This is a genomic window from Chryseobacterium sp. JUb7, from assembly GCF_024806495.1.
GTDB lineage: Bacteria > Bacteroidota > Bacteroidia > Flavobacteriales > Weeksellaceae > Chryseobacterium.
In genome coordinates, this window is record NZ_JANUFF010000008.1 from 73,610 (window position 1) to 96,988 (window position 23,379).

The 23,379-nt window shown below is 37.0% G+C and carries 12 protein-coding genes; 8 read left to right on the top strand and 4 right to left on the bottom strand.

Translation table 11 applies throughout. From position 1 onward, the window contains the following. Positions 1–343 precede the first annotated feature (343 nt). The 8 genes from M2373_RS15065 to M2373_RS15100 all read left to right on the top strand — a co-directional run bounded on the left by M2373_RS15065 (position 344) and on the right by M2373_RS15100 (position 15,344). Positions 344–1,492, top strand: coding sequence for a glycoside hydrolase family 88 protein (locus tag M2373_RS15065; RefSeq protein ID WP_259111871.1), 1,149 nt, complete (start codon positions 344–346; stop codon positions 1,490–1,492). Between the two features lie 500 nt (positions 1,493–1,992). Beyond that, entirely contained in the window at positions 1,993–3,081 is a 1,089-nt protein-coding gene (rhaT, locus tag M2373_RS15070; RefSeq protein WP_259111872.1) for an L-rhamnose/proton symporter RhaT, read from the top strand. 310 nt (positions 3,082–3,391) lie between these two features. After that, positions 3,392–6,433, top strand: a complete 3,042-nt coding sequence (locus M2373_RS15075) for a TonB-dependent receptor (protein ID WP_259111873.1) — start codon at positions 3,392–3,394, stop codon at positions 6,431–6,433. 18 nt (positions 6,434–6,451) lie between these two features. Then, positions 6,452–8,533 carry a RagB/SusD family nutrient uptake outer membrane protein gene (locus M2373_RS15080; protein ID WP_259111874.1) on the top strand — a complete coding sequence of 694 codons (2,082 nt, stop codon included), beginning with the start codon at positions 6,452–6,454 and terminating at the stop codon, positions 8,531–8,533. Between the two features lie 295 nt (positions 8,534–8,828). After that, positions 8,829–10,931: a bifunctional aldolase/short-chain dehydrogenase gene (locus tag M2373_RS15085; protein ID WP_259111875.1), complete on the top strand. Its 2,103-nt coding sequence runs from the start codon at positions 8,829–8,831 to the stop codon at positions 10,929–10,931. Positions 10,932–11,020: 89 nt separating this feature from the next. Continuing rightward, positions 11,021–12,301, top strand: coding sequence for a sugar isomerase (locus M2373_RS15090; RefSeq protein ID WP_259111876.1), 1,281 nt, complete (start codon positions 11,021–11,023; stop codon positions 12,299–12,301). Positions 12,302–12,731: 430 nt separating this feature from the next. Further along, positions 12,732–14,117, top strand: coding sequence for an FGGY-family carbohydrate kinase (locus tag M2373_RS15095; protein WP_259111877.1), 1,386 nt, complete (start codon positions 12,732–12,734; stop codon positions 14,115–14,117). A 75-nt stretch (positions 14,118–14,192) separates the two neighbouring features. Beyond that, positions 14,193–15,344: an alpha-hydroxy acid oxidase gene (locus M2373_RS15100; protein ID WP_259111878.1), complete on the top strand. Its 1,152-nt coding sequence runs from the start codon at positions 14,193–14,195 to the stop codon at positions 15,342–15,344. A 97-nt stretch (positions 15,345–15,441) separates the two neighbouring features. Here M2373_RS15100 and M2373_RS15105 read toward each other — a convergent pair whose 3' ends face one another. From M2373_RS15105 to M2373_RS15120, 4 genes are all read right to left on the bottom strand, one after another. Next, entirely contained in the window at positions 15,442–15,885 is a 444-nt protein-coding gene (locus M2373_RS15105; protein WP_259111879.1) for a nuclear transport factor 2 family protein, read from the bottom strand. A gap of 201 nt (positions 15,886–16,086) precedes the next feature. Continuing rightward, positions 16,087–17,133 carry a GntR family transcriptional regulator gene (locus M2373_RS15110; RefSeq protein WP_259111880.1) on the bottom strand — a complete coding sequence of 349 codons (1,047 nt, stop codon included), beginning with the start codon at positions 17,131–17,133 and terminating at the stop codon, positions 16,087–16,089. A gap of 306 nt (positions 17,134–17,439) precedes the next feature. Next, on the bottom strand, positions 17,440–19,575 hold the full coding sequence (locus M2373_RS15115; RefSeq protein ID WP_259111881.1) for a hypothetical protein: 2,136 nt from the start codon (positions 19,573–19,575) through the stop codon (positions 17,440–17,442). A 192-nt stretch (positions 19,576–19,767) separates the two neighbouring features. Further along, complete coding sequence (locus M2373_RS15120; protein ID WP_259111882.1) at positions 19,768–23,376, bottom strand: DUF4450 domain-containing protein; 3,609 nt, start codon at positions 23,374–23,376, stop codon at positions 19,768–19,770. Between the last annotated feature and the right edge of the window lie 3 nt (positions 23,377–23,379).

The window sequence follows — 23,379 nt, forward strand, 5'->3', positions numbered from 1 at the left end:
GATTTCGATAGTTCGACAAGCTCACTACAGGCTAAGCTCAATCTGACACCGTCAAATCATACATTTAGTATTAGGATTATCAGTCTGAACCTGTCGAAGACTAGAATTATTACTTGCTGGAAATCAATATGATAAAAATGCTTTAAAGAAATTTGAACAGGGTCTAAGAATGTAGTTTATAAAATTAAAATTCTTTGTGATCTTGTTTAAGTGAAATCGAAGATTCGACGTAGTCAAACGCCTTTGCGAACTTAAAAACAAATAGCAGTCAAAAAAAATCTTTGCGCCCTTTGCGTTAAACCAACAACCAACAAATCAATTTAAATAAAAAATAAAAAATATCATGAAAAAATTATTAACAGCAAGTTTTTTTGCTCTAATGATAGGAGGTTTTTCTTCCTTTCCTGCTCAGAAATCAAAAACGACTCTTCCCAATAAAAAGGAAGTTTTAGAGGTTGCAGAACGTACCAACCGATATTTTATGAACAAATGGCCTGATGCAGGAAAAGAAATTGTCGGTAAAAAAGTGTGGCCAAGTAATCTTTGGACAAGAGCAGTATACTATGAAGGCTTAATCGCTTTGTATAAGGTAGATCCTAAAAAAGAATACTACAACTATGCGATGGATTGGTCTCAAAAACATAATTGGGACATGATGCGCGGAACATATACCCGAAATGCCGATCATCAGGCATGTGGACAGACTTATATTGATCTTTACGAAATTGACGGTAAAAAAAATCCTGAAAGAATAAAATTTGTAAAAGCTTCAATAGACAGCATGATTGCAACCAAGCAGGTTGATGACTGGTGGTGGATTGATGCTTTACAAATGTCAATGCCAATTTTTACGAAATTAGGAAGGATCACTGGCGACAAAAAGTATTTCGACAGAAATTATGAAATGTATGCCTATACAAAATATAAGCATGGTGGAAATGGTTTGTACAATGCAAAAGATAAATTATGGTGGCGGGATAAAAGCTTTGTGCCACCTTACAAAGAACCAAATGGCGAAGATTGCTACTGGAGCCGTGGAAACGGCTGGGTTGTAGCTGCTTTGGCGAGAACATTAGACGATACTCCGAAATCTGATCCTCATTATAAAGAATATTTACAGGATTATAAAGATCTCTTGTCGGCCGTGCTTCCGATTCAGAGAGAAGATGGTTTTTGGAATGTAAGCCTTCATGATCCAACAAATTTTGGTGGAAAAGAGACAACAGGAACGGCTCTTTTTGTGTATGGAATGGCGTATGGAATTAATAAAGGCCTAATTGACAAAAAAACATATTTACCGGTTGTTATTAAAGCCTGGAACGCCATTGTAAAAGATTCTGTTCAGCCGAACGGATTTTTAGGATGGGTTCAGGGAACAGGAAAAGAACCAAAAGACGGACAGCCACTTTCTGTAGGTAAAGAGCCTGATTTTGAAGATTATGGATTGGGTTGCGTACTGCTTGCTGCAAGTGAGGTTTATAAATTGAAATAATTTTTTATTTTCCCACCGATTTATTTAACAGACTTTGTACTTTAAACGCAAAGACTATACGTAATCATCTGTGGAAATCTGAGAAATCTGTGGGAAAATATATTCTGATTAATAAAATTAGGTCTATTAATAAGGCTTTAGTCAAAACTTAAAAATTTTGATTAAAGCCTTATTTTTTTGAAACAATTTAGGTTTCTAAAATTCAAACTTGATTAACCTAAGTCTAAAAAATGGTAAAAAAATTTTCTAAAATGATTGCTTAGAAAACAAGTTTATTTGTTCTCATTGCTCACTAAGATAAAAGGTATTGAGTTGAAAATCTTTGCGTTAAAAAACAAGTGGTTTGTAAACACTTCTTGAATTATCAGATATTACCGGAATCCGGAAAAAATCTTATTTTTATTACCAAAAATAAAATTATAAAATCATGTGCATGACACTACAAGATGCGCAATCGATTCCATAGTGTTAATTTTCAAATTCAATCATAAGAAAAAAGTATGAACGCATTATTAGGAGTTTTTTTTCATTTCTTGGGAGGTTTTTCTTCCGGAAGTTTTTATTTGCCATATAAAAAAGTCAAAGGCTGGTCTTGGGAAACCTATTGGTTGATTGGAGGAATTGTCTCGTGGATCATCGTTCCGCCATTGGCAGCTTTTTTAACGATCCCAAATTTCTGGGAAATTATTCAAAATGAAAGTTCATCAATATTAGGATTAACGTTTCTATTTGGTGCTCTATGGGGAGTAGGCGGTTTTACTTACGGTTTGGGGGTCCGGTATTTGGGCGTAGCATTAGGAAGCAGCATTATTTTGGGACTTTGTATGATATTTGGATCACTGGTTCCTTCAATATATTATGAGTTTTCACCACAAACGGGAAAAGATAATATAGGATTAATGTTTTCCAGCAAATGGGGACAGTTTGTTTTATTGGGACTTTTAGTCTGCGTTGTCGGAATCGTTATCAGCGGAAAAGCGGGAATGATGAAGGAAAAAGAACTGCAGACAGATTCTTTAGATCCGCATGGAACCCAGGTAAAAACAGAATATAAATTTGGATTAGGATTAATAGTCTCTATCATTTCGGGAGTTTTAAGTGCCTGTTTCAACTTTGGACTGGAAGCCGGAAAGCCAATGGCACTCATCGCGAATGAAGCATGGAAAGTAGCCAACCCGGGGCAGGGAGAGTTTCTCTTCCAAAATAACGTAACGTATGTTGTTGTGCTTTGGGGCGGAATGGCGACCAATTTGATAGGCTGTCTTTATCTTTCGTTTAAAAATAAATCTTACACCGACTACAAGAAAAAGAATGTGCCTGTTGTGGCTAATATTATTTTCTGTGCACTCGCCGGAACCATGTGGTTTTTACAGTTTTTCTTCTATGGAATGGGTGAGAGTAAAATGGGGAACGGCCCAAGCTCATGGATTCTACATATGGCATTTATCATTTTAATAGCAAATTTATGGGGTGTTATCATTAAAGAATGGAAAGGAGTGTCGAAAAAAACCATTTCTACCATTGCCATTGGGATGGTCGTGATGTTTGTCTCTATTTTGATCGTAGGATATGGAAATTCTTTGCGATAGGAATCTGTCCGATTATTTTAAATATTATTTCATTCATATAGTTTCAGAGTTAGAATTTTAACTCAATCCAAGGCACTGATCTTTTTCAGTTGCCTTTTTTGTGTTAATGAAAATTTATTTTATTCACAAGTTTTTAATGAATTGAAAATTATATGCTAAAATTAGAGTTATTTTTAATTTTTATTTTAAATATTTATAGCTAATTATGATAAATTATGAATATTTGCATGCAGGATATTGCAGGATGCCAGAATTTCTTTAACAGTGTACATTGGCTCCATAATAATTGAATGTTACTAAAACTTAATATATGTCTTTAAAAATTACAAATAAGAATTTAAAGCCATTAATTGCACCTTTATTTCTGCTTGCGTCTGGTTTTGTCTTTGGGCAAACAAAAATTAAAGATACTGCAAAAGGAGGAACGAAAGAGATCGAAGAGGTTGTGGTTATCGGCTATGGAAAAGTAAAAAAATCTGATCTTACAGGTTCTGTATCCTCAGTTTCTGCAAAAGAACTGGCAGCTACACCGGCAATGAATGCTTTGCAGGCTTTGCAGGGGAGAGCGGCAGGTCTGAATATCGTCACAGCAGGAGGTGCTCCCGGAGCGAGTGCCAACGTTACGGTAAGAGGAGGTTCTTCTATTACTCAAAGTTCGGATCCGCTTTATATTGTAGACGGTTTCCAGCTGGATAATGCATTGAATGTGATTAACCCTAATGATATTGAAAGTATCGATGTTCTGAAAGGTGCTTCTGCGATTGCAATATACGGAGCCCGTGGTTCAAACGGAATTATCGTAATTAAAACTAAAAGCGGGAAAAAAGGAAGAACGGTCATTAACTATAATACTTTCATGTCGTTTGATATGCTTTCCAAGAAGCTGGATATGGTTTCCAATTCCGAGCAATTTGTAAAATATCAGTACGAGCTTGCACAACTTCAGGGAAAAACAACGCAGTGGAGCAACGCTTTTGATAATAGCTTAGGAACGGATAGTCCGGGGTTTTATACAGGAGCTTATCAGAGAATTGCCGACCGTTACGGATCTGCTTATGCACTGGATTGGCAGGAAAAAATGTTGGGCGGAACGGGAGTGACCCAAAATCACAACGTGAATGTTTCCGCAGGAAATGACAAAACACAGGCATTCATCAGTTATAATTACAATAAACAGGAGGGACTTCTTCAAAACTTCAGTGAAACAAGAAACTCTTTGCGTGCCAATATCAATTCAGAATTGTATAAAGGAGTAAGAGTGGATTTCAATACTATGTTTACCAATAATTCTGTAAACGGAGGAGGATCTTATTCAGGAATGAAAAAAATTCTTCTTCAGCCGATTAACGGAGGAACATTATTCACGCAGGATCAGTTATTCAATACTCAGACTTTCCCGGATTATTCAGCTTTGGATTCCGGTTTTGATACAGAAAATCCATTCATAGAAACGCAGGCGTCAACGTCAAACAAACGTACCAGAACATTCGTAGCCAATGCAGGTATTGAATTTGATTTCTTAAAGAACTTTACATGGAGAACAGCCGGACAGTATAGCTGGGCAAACAGCAAGTCAACTTCGTTTTCAGATCAGAACTCCAGAGCTTTTCTTACAGATCCTGTGAATACAGGAATCAACGGAAATATCGCCAATGCAGAAACATTCCGCTATCAGATCACGAATACTTTAACGTATAATAAAACGTTCGGTGAAAAACATAAAGTAAATGCTTTAATCGGAAATGAAATCTGGTATGAAGAATCTGAAGGTAGCAGCATGAGGCTGATCAGATTTCCTTATCCTAATTTCGGACTGGATGATATCGGAAATGCAACCGTTGCCGATAAAAATACTGACAGATCGAGTAATAGCTTACTTTCATATTTTGCACGCGCCAATTATAATTATGACAACCGTTATTTAATTACGGCAACAATACGTGCCGATGGTTCTTCAAAATTTGAAAAAGACTCGCGTTGGGGATATTTTCCATCAATAGCGGGTGCATGGCGTGTTTCTCAGGAAAGCTTCTGGCAGGATCATAAAATCAATAAAATTGTTAATGATTTTAAATTAAGAGTAGAATACGGGGTAACAGGTAACAATGGTGTTTCTAATAACTTGTGGAGAACCAATGTTTTACTTACCGATTATCCGATGAATAATACACAGGGACTTCCTGCCTATGTTACCAGTACAAACTGGGGAAACCGTGATCTTCAGTGGGAAGAACTGAGAACAACCAATGTCGGAGTAGACTTGGCATTCTTTAACAACAGAGTGAAGCTAACTTCAGAATGGTACAACAACAATGTCAGTAAAATGTTGTTTGAAAGTGTACTTCCTGTTTCTTCAGGATATACAAGACAGTATCAGAATATCGGTTCCATGAGAAACAGAGGGATGGAGTTTACACTGAATACTGTGAATATCAAATCAGAAAATTTCCGATGGACAACAGATCTGAATATATCTTTCAATAAATCTAAGGTTCTTTCTCTTGAAAACGGTCAGTTAAATAAAACTTTCAGTGTAGGAGGCAGCAGAACAGGGATGGTAACATATTATGCGACCGTTGGACAGGAATTGGGAGATATGTACGGATATGTTTATCAGGGAGTATACACTACTGATGATTTTACACAAAACCCAGACGGATCATTAAGCCTGAACCCAGGCGTTGTAAAGCCTGCTAACGGAACTCCTAAGCCCGGAGATATGAAATTTGCAGCTGATAATGAAGCTGGTGACCAGTTTACGAGAAAAATGCAGAAAATCGGAAACGGAACTCCTGATTTTATCGGTGGGATCAGTAATAACTTTTCTTATAAAGGTTTTGATTTAGCAGTGTTTATGAAGTTCAGCGTTGGTAATGATATTTATAATGCGACTAAACAGAGTTTAAGTCCTTATGCCATGTTCCAGAATGTGCCTTCAGAATTCGGGAACAACTATTATCATTTGATTGATCCGAATACTGGGCAGGCAACAACGAATTTGGTGAGATTAAAAGAGCTGAATCCAAACGAAGGGTCAAACCTTTGGAGCTTAAGCAATACAAATACGGCCAATATCGCCTATCCTTCATCATATTACGTAGAAGATGGCTCTTATCTGAGAATTGCACAGGTTACATTGGGATATTCTTTTCCTAAAAACTTTTTGAATAAAGTGATGTTAACCAATGCCCGTATCTATTTTACGGTGAATAATTTAGCGACTATCACAGGGTATTCAGGATATGATCCGGAAGTTACGGCAGCAAGTGGCGTGACTGTTACACCGGGCTATGACAGCTCTACCTATCCTCGTTCAAGAAGTTATGTGCTTGGTCTTAATTTAACTTTTTAATTTATAATTATTTGAATCATGAAAAATATATATAATACTCCCGGATTTTTAAGAAAACTAGTCATACTTCCCTCAGTTTTTGTTGCTGTTTTATTGATGAATTCATGCAGCGATGATTTTCTTGATCAGCCTGCGTATAATTCATTAGATACAGAATCGGTCTTTAATAGTATAGATACTGCTGAGATGTTTGTCTTGGGCTGCTACAGAGGCTTGGTTCCTACGGAAATGTATTACCAGCTGGGAGCGGGTGACACAGTGATTCACTCTGCTGAAGACGGGTCAACAAATAATTCAAAATACAATATCTGTAATTATAAATACGATGCGTATACACCGAATACGGTAACAGGAGTTTACTCAGCGATGTATGCTGTTATTGAAAGAACCAATATTGCAGTAAGCGGACTTAGCAAAATGGAAGCAAGCACAAAACGTGATGCTTTACTGGCTGAAGTGAAGGCAATTCGTGCATTTTGTTATTATAATCTAATTCGTGTTTACGGAGATGTTCCTTCTGTATTTAGACCTTTGGACGAGATGGATCCTAATGATCCGGCTACATTATATCCTAAACGTGCTTCACGTGACGAAATTTACGACCGTATTATTGGTGAGCTTCAGGAATCTGTGGCAGCCCTTCCCAATTTTGCACAGAGTGGATATGCAACGACAGAACGTTTAACCAAACAGGCTGCTAATGCCCTATTGGCAAGAATTGCGTTATATGCAGCAGGATATTCTCTTCGCTGGGACCTGAATACAGGAAGTGGGGCAATGATGTCCCGCAGAAATGATAACACAAGAGTTCAGCAACTGTATCAGATTGCAGATAATGCCTGTGCAGCTATTGTTAATGGCGGAACCAATTCTCTGGTTCAGGCTCAAAGCGGGAAAAGCGGTTTCGAGGCATTGTGGTACAATTTCTGTCAGCGAAAATTTCCGGTAACCAATTCGGAGATCATGTGGCAGATTGCGGAATATGGAGCCAATACCAACTCTGCGTTTGGAGTTTATGCCAACGAAGGTTCCCGTGGTGGAACTTATGGATCAAGAAAAGCTTTACAATTTGTACTTCCGAGTTATTATTTGTCTTTTAATCAGGGAGATACGCGTAGGGATGTTTCTTGTACTTCATACAGTGTTTATTTCTTAAATACCGGAAATGCAAATGATACCTGGGTCAATGCCGGAACCACATTTTCGTGTATCTTGGCCGGAAAATTCAGAATGGGATGGTGTGTTGCGCCTCAGGCAGCTGATGCCCGTAATTTAAATATCCCTATTTTAAGATATGCAGATGTTTTATTAATGTATGCAGAAACTCAAAACTACTTAAACGGAGGACCTACTGCGGCGGGAACTGCCGCTTTAATGCAGGTAAGAAACCGTGCCGGAATCGGATCTCTGGCAGCTCCATCAGGTCAGATGGCTTTTGAATCGGCTATTGTTCAGGAACGTAAGTGGGAATTTGCAGGAGAATTTAATCTTCGTACAGATTTGATTCGTATGAATCGTCTGGCCAGTGAAATTGATGCCACAAAACAGGCCATGAAAAACCTGTCCAATAAAACCGGACAATATGCCAACACGCCTGTTTACCGTCTTTATAAGCTTGAAAAAAATGCACAGATTTACGGAGATCCATATTTAGCATTAAAATATATTGATATAACGAATCCTACAGAAATTGCAACAATTACGAATGTTCCTGTGAACGGGACAGCTGCTGTTTTAGCTGCATATCAAACAGCTTTAGCCAATATTGTAACCGCACACGGACAGACGGTAGCGGTTGGAGACAAATGGTATCCTACCAATATGTTCCAGGCCTATACAAGTACTTTCAATGGAAATGCAAGAAAAGCAGCCGGATTTGTAGCAGGGTTTAATCAGCTTCAGATCGGAAATATTATTTACACTAAGCCAACAGGTTCTGCTGAAAACGGAGGTACGTATCCAAACTGGATCGAAGGTGGAGGAGATGGTCTTTTCTACGGATTTGTACCTAATAAAACAGAATTGCTTCCTTTCGCAGCAGCTTCCGCAGGGCATCCTTTGGTTGATAATCCGAATCTTACGCAGCTTCCGGGATATTAATTAAATAACCATTTAAAACTTATTTAAATATTAAGATAACATGAGTGTAGAAATATTTTTAATGTTGACTTCAAGAATATTTTAAACTTTCTTAATGATTAAATTTTAAAAAATCACCAAATCATAAAATATTAACCGTGAATAACTCTAATAAGATTGATATAAAGACGAATTAAGCTAAAAAAACCAAACGTTAATTTATCTTTAAATTCAGTATTTACCAGTATAGTACGGGATGCTGTAAAAAATATAACAGTCTAATTTTGGGTTACAATTTAGAAATATAAGACAAACAATGGAAAAAGTAAAAACATTCAAATACGTAGACTATCTATGGGATGAAAACAAAGCATCAGCTTTAGGAAACGATCAGGTTGCTTTATTTTTATACCGCTCAAACATTCTGGGGGCAGATTTAAGAATCACCAACTATGGAGGAGGAAATACAAGTTGTAAAACCATCGAGAAAGACCCCTTGACCAATGAAGAAGTTGAGGTAATGTGGGTAAAAGGTTCAGGTGGTGATATCGGAACGCTTACAAGAAAAGGAATCGCCGGATTGTATACAGAAAGACTACGAAACTTAAAAAATGTTTATCAGGGATTAGAAGATGAAGACAGAATGGTAGGTTTGTTCAATCACTGTATTTTCGATTTAGACAGCAAAGCACCTTCTATTGATACGCCTCTTCATGGGCTTCTTCCATTCAAACATATTGATCACCTTCATCCGGATGCACTGATAGCGGTAGCCGCTGCAAAAGACAGTGAAAAAATTACTAAAGAAATCTGGGGTGATACCATGGGCTGGGTTCCTTGGCAAAGACCTGGTTTCGACTTAGGATTACAGTTAGAAAAATGTTTAAACGATAATCCTGGAATCAGAGGAATTGTATTAGGCAGTCACGGATTGTTCACCTGGGGAGATACTTCTTATGAATGTTATATCAACAGTTTGGAAGTCATTGAAATGGCCTCAGAATATATAGCTCAGAAAATAGAAGAAAAAGGACAGGTTTTTGGAGGTCAGAAGATTGAATCTCTTCATGCAGTTGACCGTAAAATAAAAGCCGCTCAAATCATGCCTTTATTACGTGGTTTAGCATCGTCTGAAAGTAGAATGGTAGGTCATTTTACAGATAGCGATACGGTATTGGAATACATTAACAGTAATGATCTGGAGCGTCTGGCGCCAATGGGAACATCTTGTCCGGATCACTTTTTACGCACGAAAATCCAGCCGTTGATTTTAAGTCTTTCACCCAACGAAGATTTGTCAGATTCTGCAGCAATTTTAGAAAAACTGACTCCTCTTTTTGAAAAATACAGAGAAGAATACAAAGAATACTACGAAACGTGTAAACATCCCAACAGTCCCGCAATGCGTGATCCGAATCCGGTCATCATTATTTATCCGGGAGTAGGAATGTTCAGTTTCTCAAAAGATAAACAAACCACCCGTGTGGCAAGCGAATTTTACGTTAATGCAATCAACGTAATGCGTGGTGCAGAAGCTATTTCAGAATACACTTCTCTTCCAAGACAGGAAGCGTTCGATATCGAATACTGGCTGCTTGAAGAAGCAAAACTGCAAAGAATGCCTAAAGAGAAGCCTCTTTCAAGAAAAATTGCGGTTGTTACAGGAGCAGGAGGTGGAATAGGGCAGGCTATTGCTGATAAAATGGTTCAGGAAGGGGCCGTTGTCGTTTTTACAGACCTGAATCAGGAAGCTCTGGATTCTGTTACTGCAAAATACAGCAAAGATCAGGCAGTAGCTGTTCCTTGTGATGTTACCAGTGAGCAGGCGATTGCTAATGCCTTTAAAGAAACTGTTTTAGCTTTCGGAGGGGTAGATATCATCGTTCATTCAGCAGGTTTGGCGATTTCAAAATCTTTGGAAGATACCACAACAAAAGACTGGGATTTACTGGAAGATGTGTTGGTAAAAGGGCAGTTTTTAATGGTGAAAAATGGAGTTGAAATCATTAAAAAACAAGGCTTAGGCGGAGATATCGTTAATATTGCAAGCAAAAACGGGCTAGTTGCCGGACCAAACAATGTAGCGTACGGAACAGCCAAAGCAGCTCAACAGCACATGACCAGATTATTGGCTGCAGAATTGGCGGCGGATAAAATTCGTGTGAATGTTGTAAATCCTGACGGAGTAATTGTAGGAAGCAAAATCTGGGAAGGTTCTTGGGCAGAAGGTCGCGCAAAAGCCAACGGAATTTCTGTTGAGGAATTGCCTGCATTTTATGCAAAGAGAAACTTGTTAAACGAAATTATTCTTCCTGAAGATATCGCCAACGGAGTTTTTGCTTGTGTGGCTATTTTAGATAAAAGTACAGGAAATATCATCAATGTAGATGGAGGGATGGCGAATGCCTTTCCTAGGTAAAATATTATTTTTCAAAAGTAATTAATTTGTTAATTTGAGGGCTTGTCAAAGGGCAGACCCTCAATTTTAAAAGTTTTAAAAATCAAATCATGATTATAGGAAAAGATATCATTGAACAATACAATAAAAATGAAGCTGAAAATTTTCAGGCAGATTTTGGTTTTCTACAAAATAAATTAACGAAATCAGGAGCCAATGTTGCTGAAATTGTCAACAAGATTGCTGATTTTCAGGTTGCCATTCCAAGCTGGGCCCTGGGAGCCGGAGGAACTCGTTTCGGAAGATTTTCTTATGGTGGCGAACCTGCTTCTTTAGAACAAAAATTAGATGATGTAGGATTGATTCATGCCTTAACCCATACGGCAGGAGCAGTTTCATTACATATTCCCTGGGATATTCCCAATGATGTGGCTGCCATCAAAGAAAAAGCAGCATCCCATGGACTTTTGTTTGATGCAATGAACTCCAATACGTTTCAGGATCAGCCTGGAGCAAAACAATCTTATAAATTCGGATCTCTAAATGCCGTGAATGAAGATTCGCGAGCGTATGCCGTAGAACATAATAAAGAAGTTATCCGGATCGGAAAAGAATTAGGATCTAAAAGCTTAACCGTTTGGCTGGCAGACGGAGCGAGCTTTCCGGGACAGCTGAATTTCCAGACGGCTTTGTCAAAAACCGAACAGAGTTTAAAGGAAATCTACGCAGGAATGCCTGACGACTGGAAGCTGTTCATCGAATATAAACCTTATGAGCCTAATTTTTATTCCACCACAATCCAAGATTGGGGTACTTCTTTTATGCTGGCCAATGCCTGTGGAGAAAGGGCTTATACCTTGGTAGATTTAGGACACCATTTGCCTAATGCCAATATTGAACAGATCGTTGCCACCCTTATGTATAAAGGAAAGTTAGGTGGATTCCACTTTAATGACAGCAAATATGGAGATGATGATTTGACGGTAGGATCTATTAAACCGTATGCTTTGTTCCTGATATTCAATGAACTGGTTTACGGAATTGAAAATAATCCTCAAAATCCTTATCCGGCCTGGATGATCGATGCCAGTCACAACATCAAAGACCCTCTGGAAGATCTGATTCAGTCACTGGAAGCGATCTTAATAGCTTATGCTCAGGCATTATTAGTAGACCAAAAAGCATTGAAAGATGCGCAATTGAATAACGACGTCGTTCGTGCACAGGAAATTTTACAGAATGCCTACAGAACGGATGTTCGCCCATTATTAAAAGCAGCAAGATTACAGACAGGTGCAGCGCTTGATCCGATTGCGGCTTACAGAAATCTTAAAGTAAGAGAAAATTTAATTTCCGAAAGAGGTTTAAATGTTAAAGCAACAGGATTGTAATCCTGCATAAATTTGATAATTTCAACTTTCAGGTGCAATTGAAAGTTAATTATATGTATCCTTATATTTTTAATCATTAAGGTTGAAAGTGTTTAGATTATTAGGGTTTTAGACAGTATTGTCTCGGAAATTAGTGGATTTTTTTCTTTATAAATTTTAATATCTGAACACTCCTTAATGGTGTTGAAAATAATTAATTTAAATGAATATTTAAAAACATAATTATCATTTGCTGAGTGAAACGCCCTTGCGAACGTAAAGACTAAAGTATTTCAAATGAAATCTTTGTGGACTTTGTATTAAGAAAGTTCAAAAAGTATAAATTTCAAGATTTAAAATTTACGTTTTAATAAGAGATTGCTTACTTCGACAAGCTCAGCACAGGCTAGCTTCGCTCCTCACAATGACAAAAAATAAATTCATCCCAAGAATGTCTAAAAAAAAGGTAACCATCGTATTTGATATTGGAAAGACCAATAAAAAATTCTTTTTATTTGATAAAAATTATAAAGAAGTTGTTCGTGAATATACGGAGCTGCCGCTCACAACAGATGAAGATGGTTATCCCACAGAAGATCTTGTTGCATTGCAAAACTGGATTAAAGATAATTTTAATGCTATTTTGGATGATGAAAATTTTGAAGTAAAGGCTATCAATTTCTCCACTTACGGAGCAAGTTTTGTGCATCTGGACCAGAAAGGAAATATTCTGACGCCACTGTATAATTATACCAAACCGATGGATCAGGAAATCCTTGATTTATTTTATGAAAAGCATGGGAGTAAGTTGAAAATTGCCCGTGAAACGGCTTCTCCGCAAGCCGGAATGCTGAACTCTGGATTGCAATTGTTTTGGCTGAAATACAAACATCCCGAAGTATTCAAAAAGATTCGTTACAGTCTTCATTTACCTCAGTATTTATCGTATTTATTTACCGGAATCTGTGTGTCGGAATTTACTTCGATAGGCTGCCATACCAATCTGTGGAATTATGATAAAAATGATTATCATGAGTGGGTCTATGAAGAAGGGATCGATGCTTTACTGGCTCCGGTTGTTCCTACTTCAGCAAGTATGAACACTTCTTATAAAAACAAAAAAATTAAAATAGGCGTTGGAATTCATGACAGTTCTTCTGCATTATTGCCCTATATTTTAAGTAAAAAAGAGCCCTTTTTACTGCTTTCAACAGGAACATGGAGTATCTCCCTGAATCCTTTTAATGATGAAAGCTTAACCGATGAAGACATTGAAAATAATTGTCTGAATTATATGCGAATCGATGGGAAGAGGGTAAAAGCGTCCCGCTTTTTCATGGGAAATGAATATAAAATTCAGGTTGAAAAACTGTGTGCTCATTACGGAAAAGAATATGGTTTCCACAGAGAGGTGCAGTTTGATCAGGATTTATATCTTCGTCTGATGAAACATAAGGCGGTTTATTTCCGTTTTGAAGGGATTATTTTAAAAAGAAAAATGATCAGTGAAACAGATTTAAATTCTTTTGCTACATTTGAGGAAGCTTATCATCAATTAATGATAGAATTAATGGATTTACAGATTCATACGATTAAAAATGCTATCGGAAATTCAGAAATTAAAACCATTTATATTGATGGCGGATTTACGGATAATGATGTATTTATGAAGCTGATGTCTCACCATTTTCAGGATTATAGCGTGATGTCGACACATTCTCCGCTGGGATCTGCACTGGGAGCGTCGATGGTGATTTCCAATAAAGAAATTGATGAGACGTTTTTGCAGCAGCATTATCAGATGAATCTGCTTCAACCTTTAATTTTTAATTTATAAAATATATTAGTTGTCAGTTGATGGCAAAATCTAAAAAACTGACAACAATCAACCAAACACAACCAACAACCAATTATGTCATTTCCATTTGATACCCGTTACGCTTCGCTTGAACTTCTCATTGAAAGAGCTAAAAAAAGAATGCCCCGCTTTGCCTTCGAATATTTAGATGGCGGTTGCAACGAAAATATTAACAGAGACCGGAATACCGATGAATTAAGGGAAGTTCTGCTTCGTCCCCGTTATCTGAATAATAATTATGCAGAAGCGAATATGGAAACCGAATTATTTGGTGTAAAATATTCAGCCCCTTTCGGAATTTCTCCTGTTGGTTTACAAGGGTTGATGTGGCCTAATGCTCCCGAAATTTTAGCAAAAGCGGCTTTTAAACATAATATTCCGTTTATTTTAAGTACCGTTACAACGAGTAGTATCGAAAGAATCGCAGAATTAACGGAAGGAAAAGCCTGGTATCAACTCTATCATCCAAGAGAAGAGTGGTTACGGGATGATATTCTGGAACGCTGCGAAGCCTCTGGTTATGATGTATTATGCGTTTTGGCTGATGTTCCTACTTTTGGTTACAGAGCCAAAGAAATCCGAAATGGTTTAGCCATGCCGCCTCAATTGAATTTCAGAAATGTTTCTCAGGCTTTGGCAAAACCGGAATGGTGTATGGAAATTCTGAAACATGGAGTTCCGAGTTTTAAGACGATGGAAAAATACATGGAAAAAAACATGAATGTAAAACAATTGGGGCAGTTTATGAATTCTACATTCTCAGGAAGATTAAATCCGGACAGAATAAAAGCAATCCGTGATAAATGGAAAGGAAAACTGGTCATTAAAGGGGTTGCTTCCAATGAAGATGCTGAAGAAGCAGTACGTTTAGGATTCGACGGAATGATCATTTCCAATCATGGCGGAAGACAGCTGGACGCAGGAGAGTCAACAATTGCAGTGGTGAAAGAAATCAGTGAAAAATATAAAAATCAGATCAAAATAATGATGGACAGCGGGGTAAGAACCGGACCTGATGTTGCCCGTGCATTAAGCTGTGGTGCCGAATTTGCTTTTATGGGACGTACTTTTATGTATGCAGTCGGTGCTTTGGGTGATAAAGGAGGTGATCATATTATTGAAATGCTTAAAATGCAGTTCAGGCAGGTAATGGAGCAGGTTTGCTGTGAAAAACCGGAGGATTTACAGAACTTTAGAGTGAAGTAGTTTCTTAGGCAAGGAAACTTGAAGAGGGAAGCAGGAAGTTAGTGAATTACGCGTTCAACAACCTCCAGCTTCCCTTTTCAAGCTTCCAGCCAATTTATTATTTCTTTTTCTCAGATTTCACGGCCTGTCTTGCCAATAATTTCCAGTCTTTTTTGACCTTTGCCCAAACCAAAACAATATCCAGTGTTACATCGCCTGGAGCTTTTCCTGCATCAGCAGTGGTCGCATAAAAATGATGGCGAACAATTGCTGTATTTCCCACAATATCAATTTTTTGATTCGTAATATCAATCGTTACAAAATCTGATTTTTTACTGACTAATTTCTCTACAAATTCTGTTGTATCATCAATATGACCTCCCGAATGTCCATAGGTTAATTCCGGTAATATTAAAGCTTCTAATGCTGGTTTTTCACCACTGATCATGGCGAGTCTCAATTTTTCAGCAGAAGCGGTGACCGCATCTTTATCATTTATTTTTTGTGCGGAAATAGTAATTGCCATTAAAAAACTCATGGCTAAAATTAATTTTTTAATCATAATTAAATTATATATTTTTCTTAATTCAAATATTTGCGTAATCGATTGCGCTTTTGTCGCATTAATCAAAAATAATATGGGAAATCAAACGTGCCTTCGAATAGATTTTTGTTGGATTAAATCAGTTCTCGATACATTTTTCTTCATTTCATTACGAAAAACACTCGAACCGACGAATTATCTTATTAACATTAGGTTGATTTATAAAGAATCTCTCTGAATAAATTTAAAGACATTATTCACAGACTCCTTTTTATTTTTTAGAATCATATAGGCTGCAGATTCCCCCATTGCCTTAAAATCTGTTGTAATCACCGTAATTCCGAGTAATTCTTTCAAAGGTGTTTCATTGTAAGAAATAATTCCGATATCTTCGCCTAATTTCAGATTTTTCTGTCTGATCTGTTTCACCAAATTTACCAGATCGCGCTCCCGGATGGTGATGAAAATATCTTTGTCCTGCAATTCCATATCAGGATAAATTTCATCAAGAATTTCATAATCGAGCTTAAAATCTGTGCAGAATTTCTCAAAACCACGGACAATACGGAAAGGATAGGGATGAATGGATTTATCGGGATAAACCAGTATGATTTTTTCGTATTTCCTGATCTTGTCTAGACCTTCCAGTAAGGCATTGTAGATATCATGTTCAAAATCCTGAAAAATAGAACCGTAATCTCCAGAAATATTAGGTTTGGTATTATCCAGCATTAAAAGCTTGTTTTTCGGAATTTTTTCAATCATATCAATAACTTCCTGTGTAGAGCTGGTATGTTTAGACTGCTCATCCCGGAAGTGTGGCATAATGACATAATAATCAAAGCCGCCAATGTTCTTTTTTAGAGAATTAATGAAAAGCGTTTCATCACAATGATAAATATACATTTCTACATTGCCTTTGGAACCGATTGCATTAACAAAATAATTATAGATCATCATCTTGTAAGTACTAGGTTTATTGATCAAAAAGAAGATATTAATGATATCGTTTTTATTGACACGCGAAATATAATATCCTTTCCCTTTTACCGATTCGATAATTTGCCTTTTCCTAAGTTCTTTGTAAGCTTTTTCAACGGTATCTCTCGACAGAAAGCAAGACTCGCTTAATTCATTAATGGATGGGATCTTTTCACCGATCTGAATTTCTCCACCATCAATTCCGTTTAGGATAGAATCTACAATCTGTTTATATTTTGGAACTCTGGAGTGTTCATTGATGTTTATTTCAAACGTTTCTGCCATGGCTTTTCGGTACAAAGGATTATTTTAGTTTAAAAAAACTAATGTAATAAAGAGATTAACGATTCAGAAAAGATACAAAAATTTACAATAACTGATATTCGTCATGTTTAATTTTAAGAATTAATTTAAATAATTGATTTTTAGTTAATTGTATTTTAGGTTGTATATAAGTTTAAATTCTAAAAATCACCGGAAGCTATGCTTAACCTTAACCTTAGTTTCAATCTTAATCTCGGAGTATAATACTTTAAATAAAAAAGCCTGCCCTTTTCAGAACAGACTTCAACTAAGTATGAATGTAAATTTTTAAGGCATTTTTTTGAAACCTTCTGCTTTTATTTTCCAGCTTCCATCTTTTGGAAAACCCGGAAATTCACCGGTAGAGTTGTCCCAGCCCTCAAGCATCATGGCTACGGTTGTTAAAACCCCACCATTTCCGGGAAGATAAATCCGGAGCCTGCCATCCTGGAAATTATGTCCGTTTTTTAGATAGGTATTGGTTTGAATATTCATGAAAAGTGCATCTAATGCTTTATTTGGAAGCCCTAATCTTGCGGCAGTCATCGCAGTCATTGGAAAATCCCAGCCCCATGTATGACTCCAGTTCCATCGTTCCCAAACAATATCCAACGTATTCTTCATTATTTTTTTATCCAGTTTCGGTGATTCGGGAACCATCCCCAAAGCTCCCAAAACTGCAGGGTGATCGGTCATCCACTTAGGATAAGTGAAAGAATCTTTTGCAGACTCCGTTGACAGATAAACGCCGTCCTGAACAGGAAGCGGGGCCAGTTTTGCAATCACATCATCCCATTTTTTATCTCTTGGCTGTCCCAATCTTTCTTTCCATTCCTGAGCAACTTTTAATGCCCAATCCCAATAGGCTACTTCATAAGTCGGATTGTAGGTATCTTTCGCCGGGAAAACTTCCTGTGCAGGAATCACTCCTTTACCCAGATTATAACGATTCTTTGCCTTGTCGTAAGTCGCAAAATCGGCCATAAATTCTGCCGTTGCAAAAACCAAATCTTTATATTTTTCCAGTACTTTCTTGTCTTTATTACTGCGATACAGAAGTTCGGTCATATAAATCAAATGGGGCTGTTCCCAAATCAGAAAAGCAGCAACAGAAGACGGACTTTCATTCCCGTCGTTATCCGACATTTTTATCCAGCGAACACCTTTGTAACCTTGTCTTTCTGCTAATTTTTTTGCTTTGTCAAACGATCTGAAATAATAATCCAATTGCTTCTCCAAAATTTCAGGTCTTCCCCATAAAGCATAATGAACACCATGCCACCAATGCATTTCTGTATGGGGTTTTCCGTACCAGCTGTTAAAAGTAAGTCCTGTTTCCTGTGGCGGATTGCTTCCTCCACACTGCACTTTGGTCAAATACTCAGACAATACAACCCGACGCTCCAATTCGTTGGCTCTTGGATCTGTACTTCCTTCAAAATCAACTGCTGCACCGCTTTCCCAGAAGTTTTTCCAACCTGAAGTACTTTCTTTTTCAGCGTCAGCAAATAAACTTTTTACTGTTTTTAAATTTTTAGCTGAAAATTCAACACTTAATTCAAGGGTTTTATTTTTAGCGGAAGGCTCATAAACGAAATTGTGTTTTCCGGATTCACTTAATTTCCCCTCTGTAAAATATAGTTGCGTATAATAATCAGCAGTCTGCAATGTATGTTCAATCAGTCCCTGAGTTGGATTTGAAGAAATCAATTTTGTGGAATGTTTATCTTCATTACCATAAAAAGCGGCTTCATCTAAAAATTGCCCGCTAGGGTAGGGATAGCGTGCAAAAACCTTTAATCTTTTTTGACTAATTAAATCTGATTCAATTTTAACTCCGATTTTATCAGAATTCTGGAAAGCAGCTGTCCATACTTTTACAGGAGATCCTTCCAACGAGAATTCACTCGTAATAATTCCTGTCCACAAATCAATTTTCTGACTGATGTTTTGTAAATCTGAAATTTTGGCTTTCTGACCGTCTTTTTTATAGAGTTCAATTCCGATATTTCCTAATTGTAGACGGTGTTGATTCACACGGAAATATTCAACTGCTTTTTTATTGCGTTCCGGTTCTTTGATTTGAACGCTGTATAATGCTTTTCGTCCGTCATTATTAAAGTCGTAAGACTTCAGCGTTTCGTCAAATTTGTAATTTTCTGTATTGGGAAAACTGTTCCAACCCCATTCAGACTGTGTTCCCAGAGAAACTCCGTTTTTATAGTATTCAGGGAAAGACTGCATTCCGGTAATATCAACAGTATAGGCAAATTTTCCGTTTCCAACGGTTAAGGTTGATAAAGTATCCGCTTTTATATTAACTATATTATGTCTCTGAACCACTTTTTTACGGTCGATTTTTTGTGCATTTAGGGAGGAAAATCCAATGCAGAAAAGACTTAAACAGACAACTAGTTTCTTCATTTTTTAATTTATTTAATCTTTATATCACTAAGGCTTCGACAAGCTCAGCCTGATAATCCTAATACTAACTTTCGTCACTGTCAGATTGAGCCTGTCGAAATCCATGTTGGGATATTTCTTATTTTTAATTTATCTCGGACACGAATATTTTACTAAACACAAACTTTTATTCTTGTATTCATCGCATTTAATTTATTTCAGAACAGTCGCGCTCATCATTCCGATAACGACATCATTGCTCACTGCTGTTAATTGTACATTTTTTAATGCTTTATTAGGATCAATAGGCAAATCCAGAATCGTTGCTGCACCGCCATCAATTGCTCGATCTGTAAATCCTTTAATGCCTGAATATTTGGATAAAGTTCCGCCTTTGTATAATTCTCCCGTTTTCAATTTTACCCGATACGGAATTTTATCATCCGGAATTTCGAAGGCATAATTATCATCAAACAAATCCTGTTCGATCGGCCACCAGTTGATAGGATTTGTAAGCTCTAGTTCCGTTTTTGAACCATCGACATATTGAACGGTTATTTTTCCGTTCATAATCTGTGATTGCATTGGATTGGTAGATCCCGCCATCAAAAAATAGATTTTCTTTCCTTTGCCTGAAACCGGAATTTCAACTGATGTAGGAAAATTATCCCATTGACTCGTAAAAACAATGTTTTTCTCTGATGGATCAATTAAAAAAGGAATTCCAAGAAAATCAACCTTCCCGTTTTTTCTCTTATTCATCAATCCGGAATCATCGATTTGAGCCGTGATCAATGGATAACACCAATTTCCGATTCCCTGCCACGGAAGCTGTAATGTCGGAACATTTAACCTTGGCGAAAGATATTTCTGACTGAAAATTTCGGTCACTTTTTCATTGTATTTTGAAGCTAAAGAAATATTATTGAATTCACCTGTGTTTTCAATTTCCCAATCGGTAATTTCAATATTTTGTTTAATTCCATTATATTCAAGTTCAATAGAATTGGTTCCTTTGCTTACAATATTTGCAGGAATTTCAATCGATGTATTTTGATTTTTCTGAATTGAAAAAGTTTTATAAAAACCATTAATATTCAGGTTTCCATTAATTGAATTTGCAGATTTTAATTGAATTTGCAGCTTTTTATTAATCCATTTAATTTGTAAAGGATATTGAACGTCAACATTGATGGGTTGCCACCAAGTTGTTCTGTTTTGCTCAACCTGAATAAAAAAAGTTCCTTTTCTTTCTTCCTGAATTAAATTAAAATCATTTTTAACCACCCCGTCTTCTCCCTTTGGTCGAATCCACCCCTCCAAAGGAGGGGAATTTTTAATTAAACCTTGTGGGTCATATACTTGCTTTATTTTCTTTTTTGGATCTAAATTGAGCTGAAGATTTTCAGAAATATAATTAACATAATTCGTCTGGTCGTTTTTTAATTCCTTTCCTGAGTAAATAATTTCAATCGTAAATTCTTTGCCAGCCGGCGTTTCAAACTGAATAATGGGTTGTGAAATTGAATTAGGTTTGATCTTCCAGTCCACCTTTTTATCATTTACTTTTACTGATTTTATTTGAGCATGATTCACCGGAATCTGCATTTGCAAAGCAACCGATTTCGAGTAGTTTGATTTAAAAAAATATTCAGTATTTTTTGAGTTTTGATTAAATTTTAATTCCCAATCCGGAAGTTTCAGCTCAGCAAAATTCCAGTCTTTTGGAAAGCCGGGTTTTATTTCAATTTTATTTTCTAATAATTTAGGATACACTCCAAAAAGTCCTTCCGTCAACGTTCGTGCTGCAACGCCGATCGGATCGGCAAAATCCCGGTACAATTCACCACGAAAAGCATCATAATGTGACAACTGTTCAAAGTTTCCAGGACTGATTCCGTAATACATACTCTCTGCTAAATTGCCTTTCCAAAGTTGATAAGCGTCTTCACTTCTTCCGGCCTGCCAATACGCCAACGCAGTTTGTAAATTCTCTGCTAAAGCGACATTGTTGATCGACCAGTCGTATGGCTGCCAGTTGGTTGTGGAAAGAGTATAGTAGTTTTTATCCCCGCCCCCTTTTACTTTTACCGGAATTTTTGGAATATGATGATTAACGTATTGGAGATTCTGATAATCTTCAAATTCATTCAAAATATAAGCATCTGAAACATGATAAATAGACCATATTCCCGGTTTGTCATGAACAATTTGATTACCCAGCGCATCTTTATATTCAGCAAAATATCCTTTGTTTTTAATCCAAAGCTGATTTTTCATGGCTTTTAAAATACTTTCAGCTTCTTTATCATAAGGCTGAGGATTTTCACCAATGATTTTAGCGAGTTTAGCCATCTCACGATTGGCCCGGTAATGATAAGCTGTTGTATGAGTTACTTTTCCACCCGAATATTGCAGCGCATCACTTGCCCAGATCGAGGCATAAGCATCGTAAAGATCACCCCGCTTGAAATTTCGTTTTTCCCAATCCATATGACGAACCATCGTTGGCCACATTTTCTTTAAAAATTCAAGATCTCCGGTATAATTGAAATGCGTAAATAGCTGGTCAAAAAAGACCAGATTCATATCATAATGATGCGGTTTTGTATTATCATTCGGGTTTCTTGAGATATATCCGCTTGAGAATACTGAGTTTCCCATTTTTTCAGCGTGTCGGGCCAAATGCAAATTGGTATCCATCTCAACCGGCGCGAAATCTGGATTCAAAACCTGAGAATTAGCGTAACTTTCAAAATGTTCTTTTGCACGGTCGTGCCAGCTTAGAACGTCCGCTACGTAAGCGCCACGCCAGGCATTGAGTCTCATTCGCCAGGCAACAGCACCGTGAAGATACGTTGGACTTTCCCAAATTCCGTCTGCGGCAATGGCTAAAGTAGATCCGAAATTATTGAGATCTGAATCTGGCGTTTTTAATTGAATACGATTAGTTAAATTTAAACGAGATCGTTCAGATTCGTTAAAAATATTCCTTAACTCTTCATCTGAAAAGTTTTTATCTGATTTTCCTTTCGCAATCTGAATATAAACAGGTTGTTTTTGTGCAGAATAGGAAGCGTAAACAATTGGTGATTTGTCTGTTTTATTTTGAGTAAACTCTGAAAGTTTTTCTAACGTTTCAGCATCTGTTAATTGAAGTGAACTGGCGTTTGAAAAGCTTCCATTGACGATCTGAGTTTCTTTTTTCTTGTTTATATAATCTAACTGAAACTGGTTTTTATTAATCTTAAATTGATTATTCAGGCAATATTCAGGGAGCAGATAAAACCCGGATTCGGGATCTGCTCCAATATCACCATTTCTGCTGAAAGTCGTTCCGCTTGCTCCGCCGTAAATTGCGTAAATTTTAGTTGAAGAATCTACATTTTCAGTTTCCATTTTTAGAACCAAACCTTCTTCTTTGGACTGTGCTAAAACGGTCAGTTTTACACTTCCAAATCCAAGAACAGGATCTTTAATTGTATATAACATTGATCCCGGACGATAACGGGTTTCAATTTTTTCTGTATGAATTAATTTCTTAATAGAATTTCCTTTTTGGATAACGAACTGAAGATTTCCGCCCATTCCCGGAAGATAGAGTGCGAATTCCGGCAAGTCTCCGGCTTCTACTCTTGACGCGCGGTTATTACCGTACAACGCACGGTTGAAACGATATTTTCCGTTAACCAATAAAAAGTCGCCTCTGTCTTCTTTATAATGCAGATCTCTTTCATTTTTTTGCCAATGTTTAGACTGAGAAAATGATTGCGAGAATGCTGATAAAACAATCAGTCCGGCGAAAATAATTTTTCTTCGCATCTT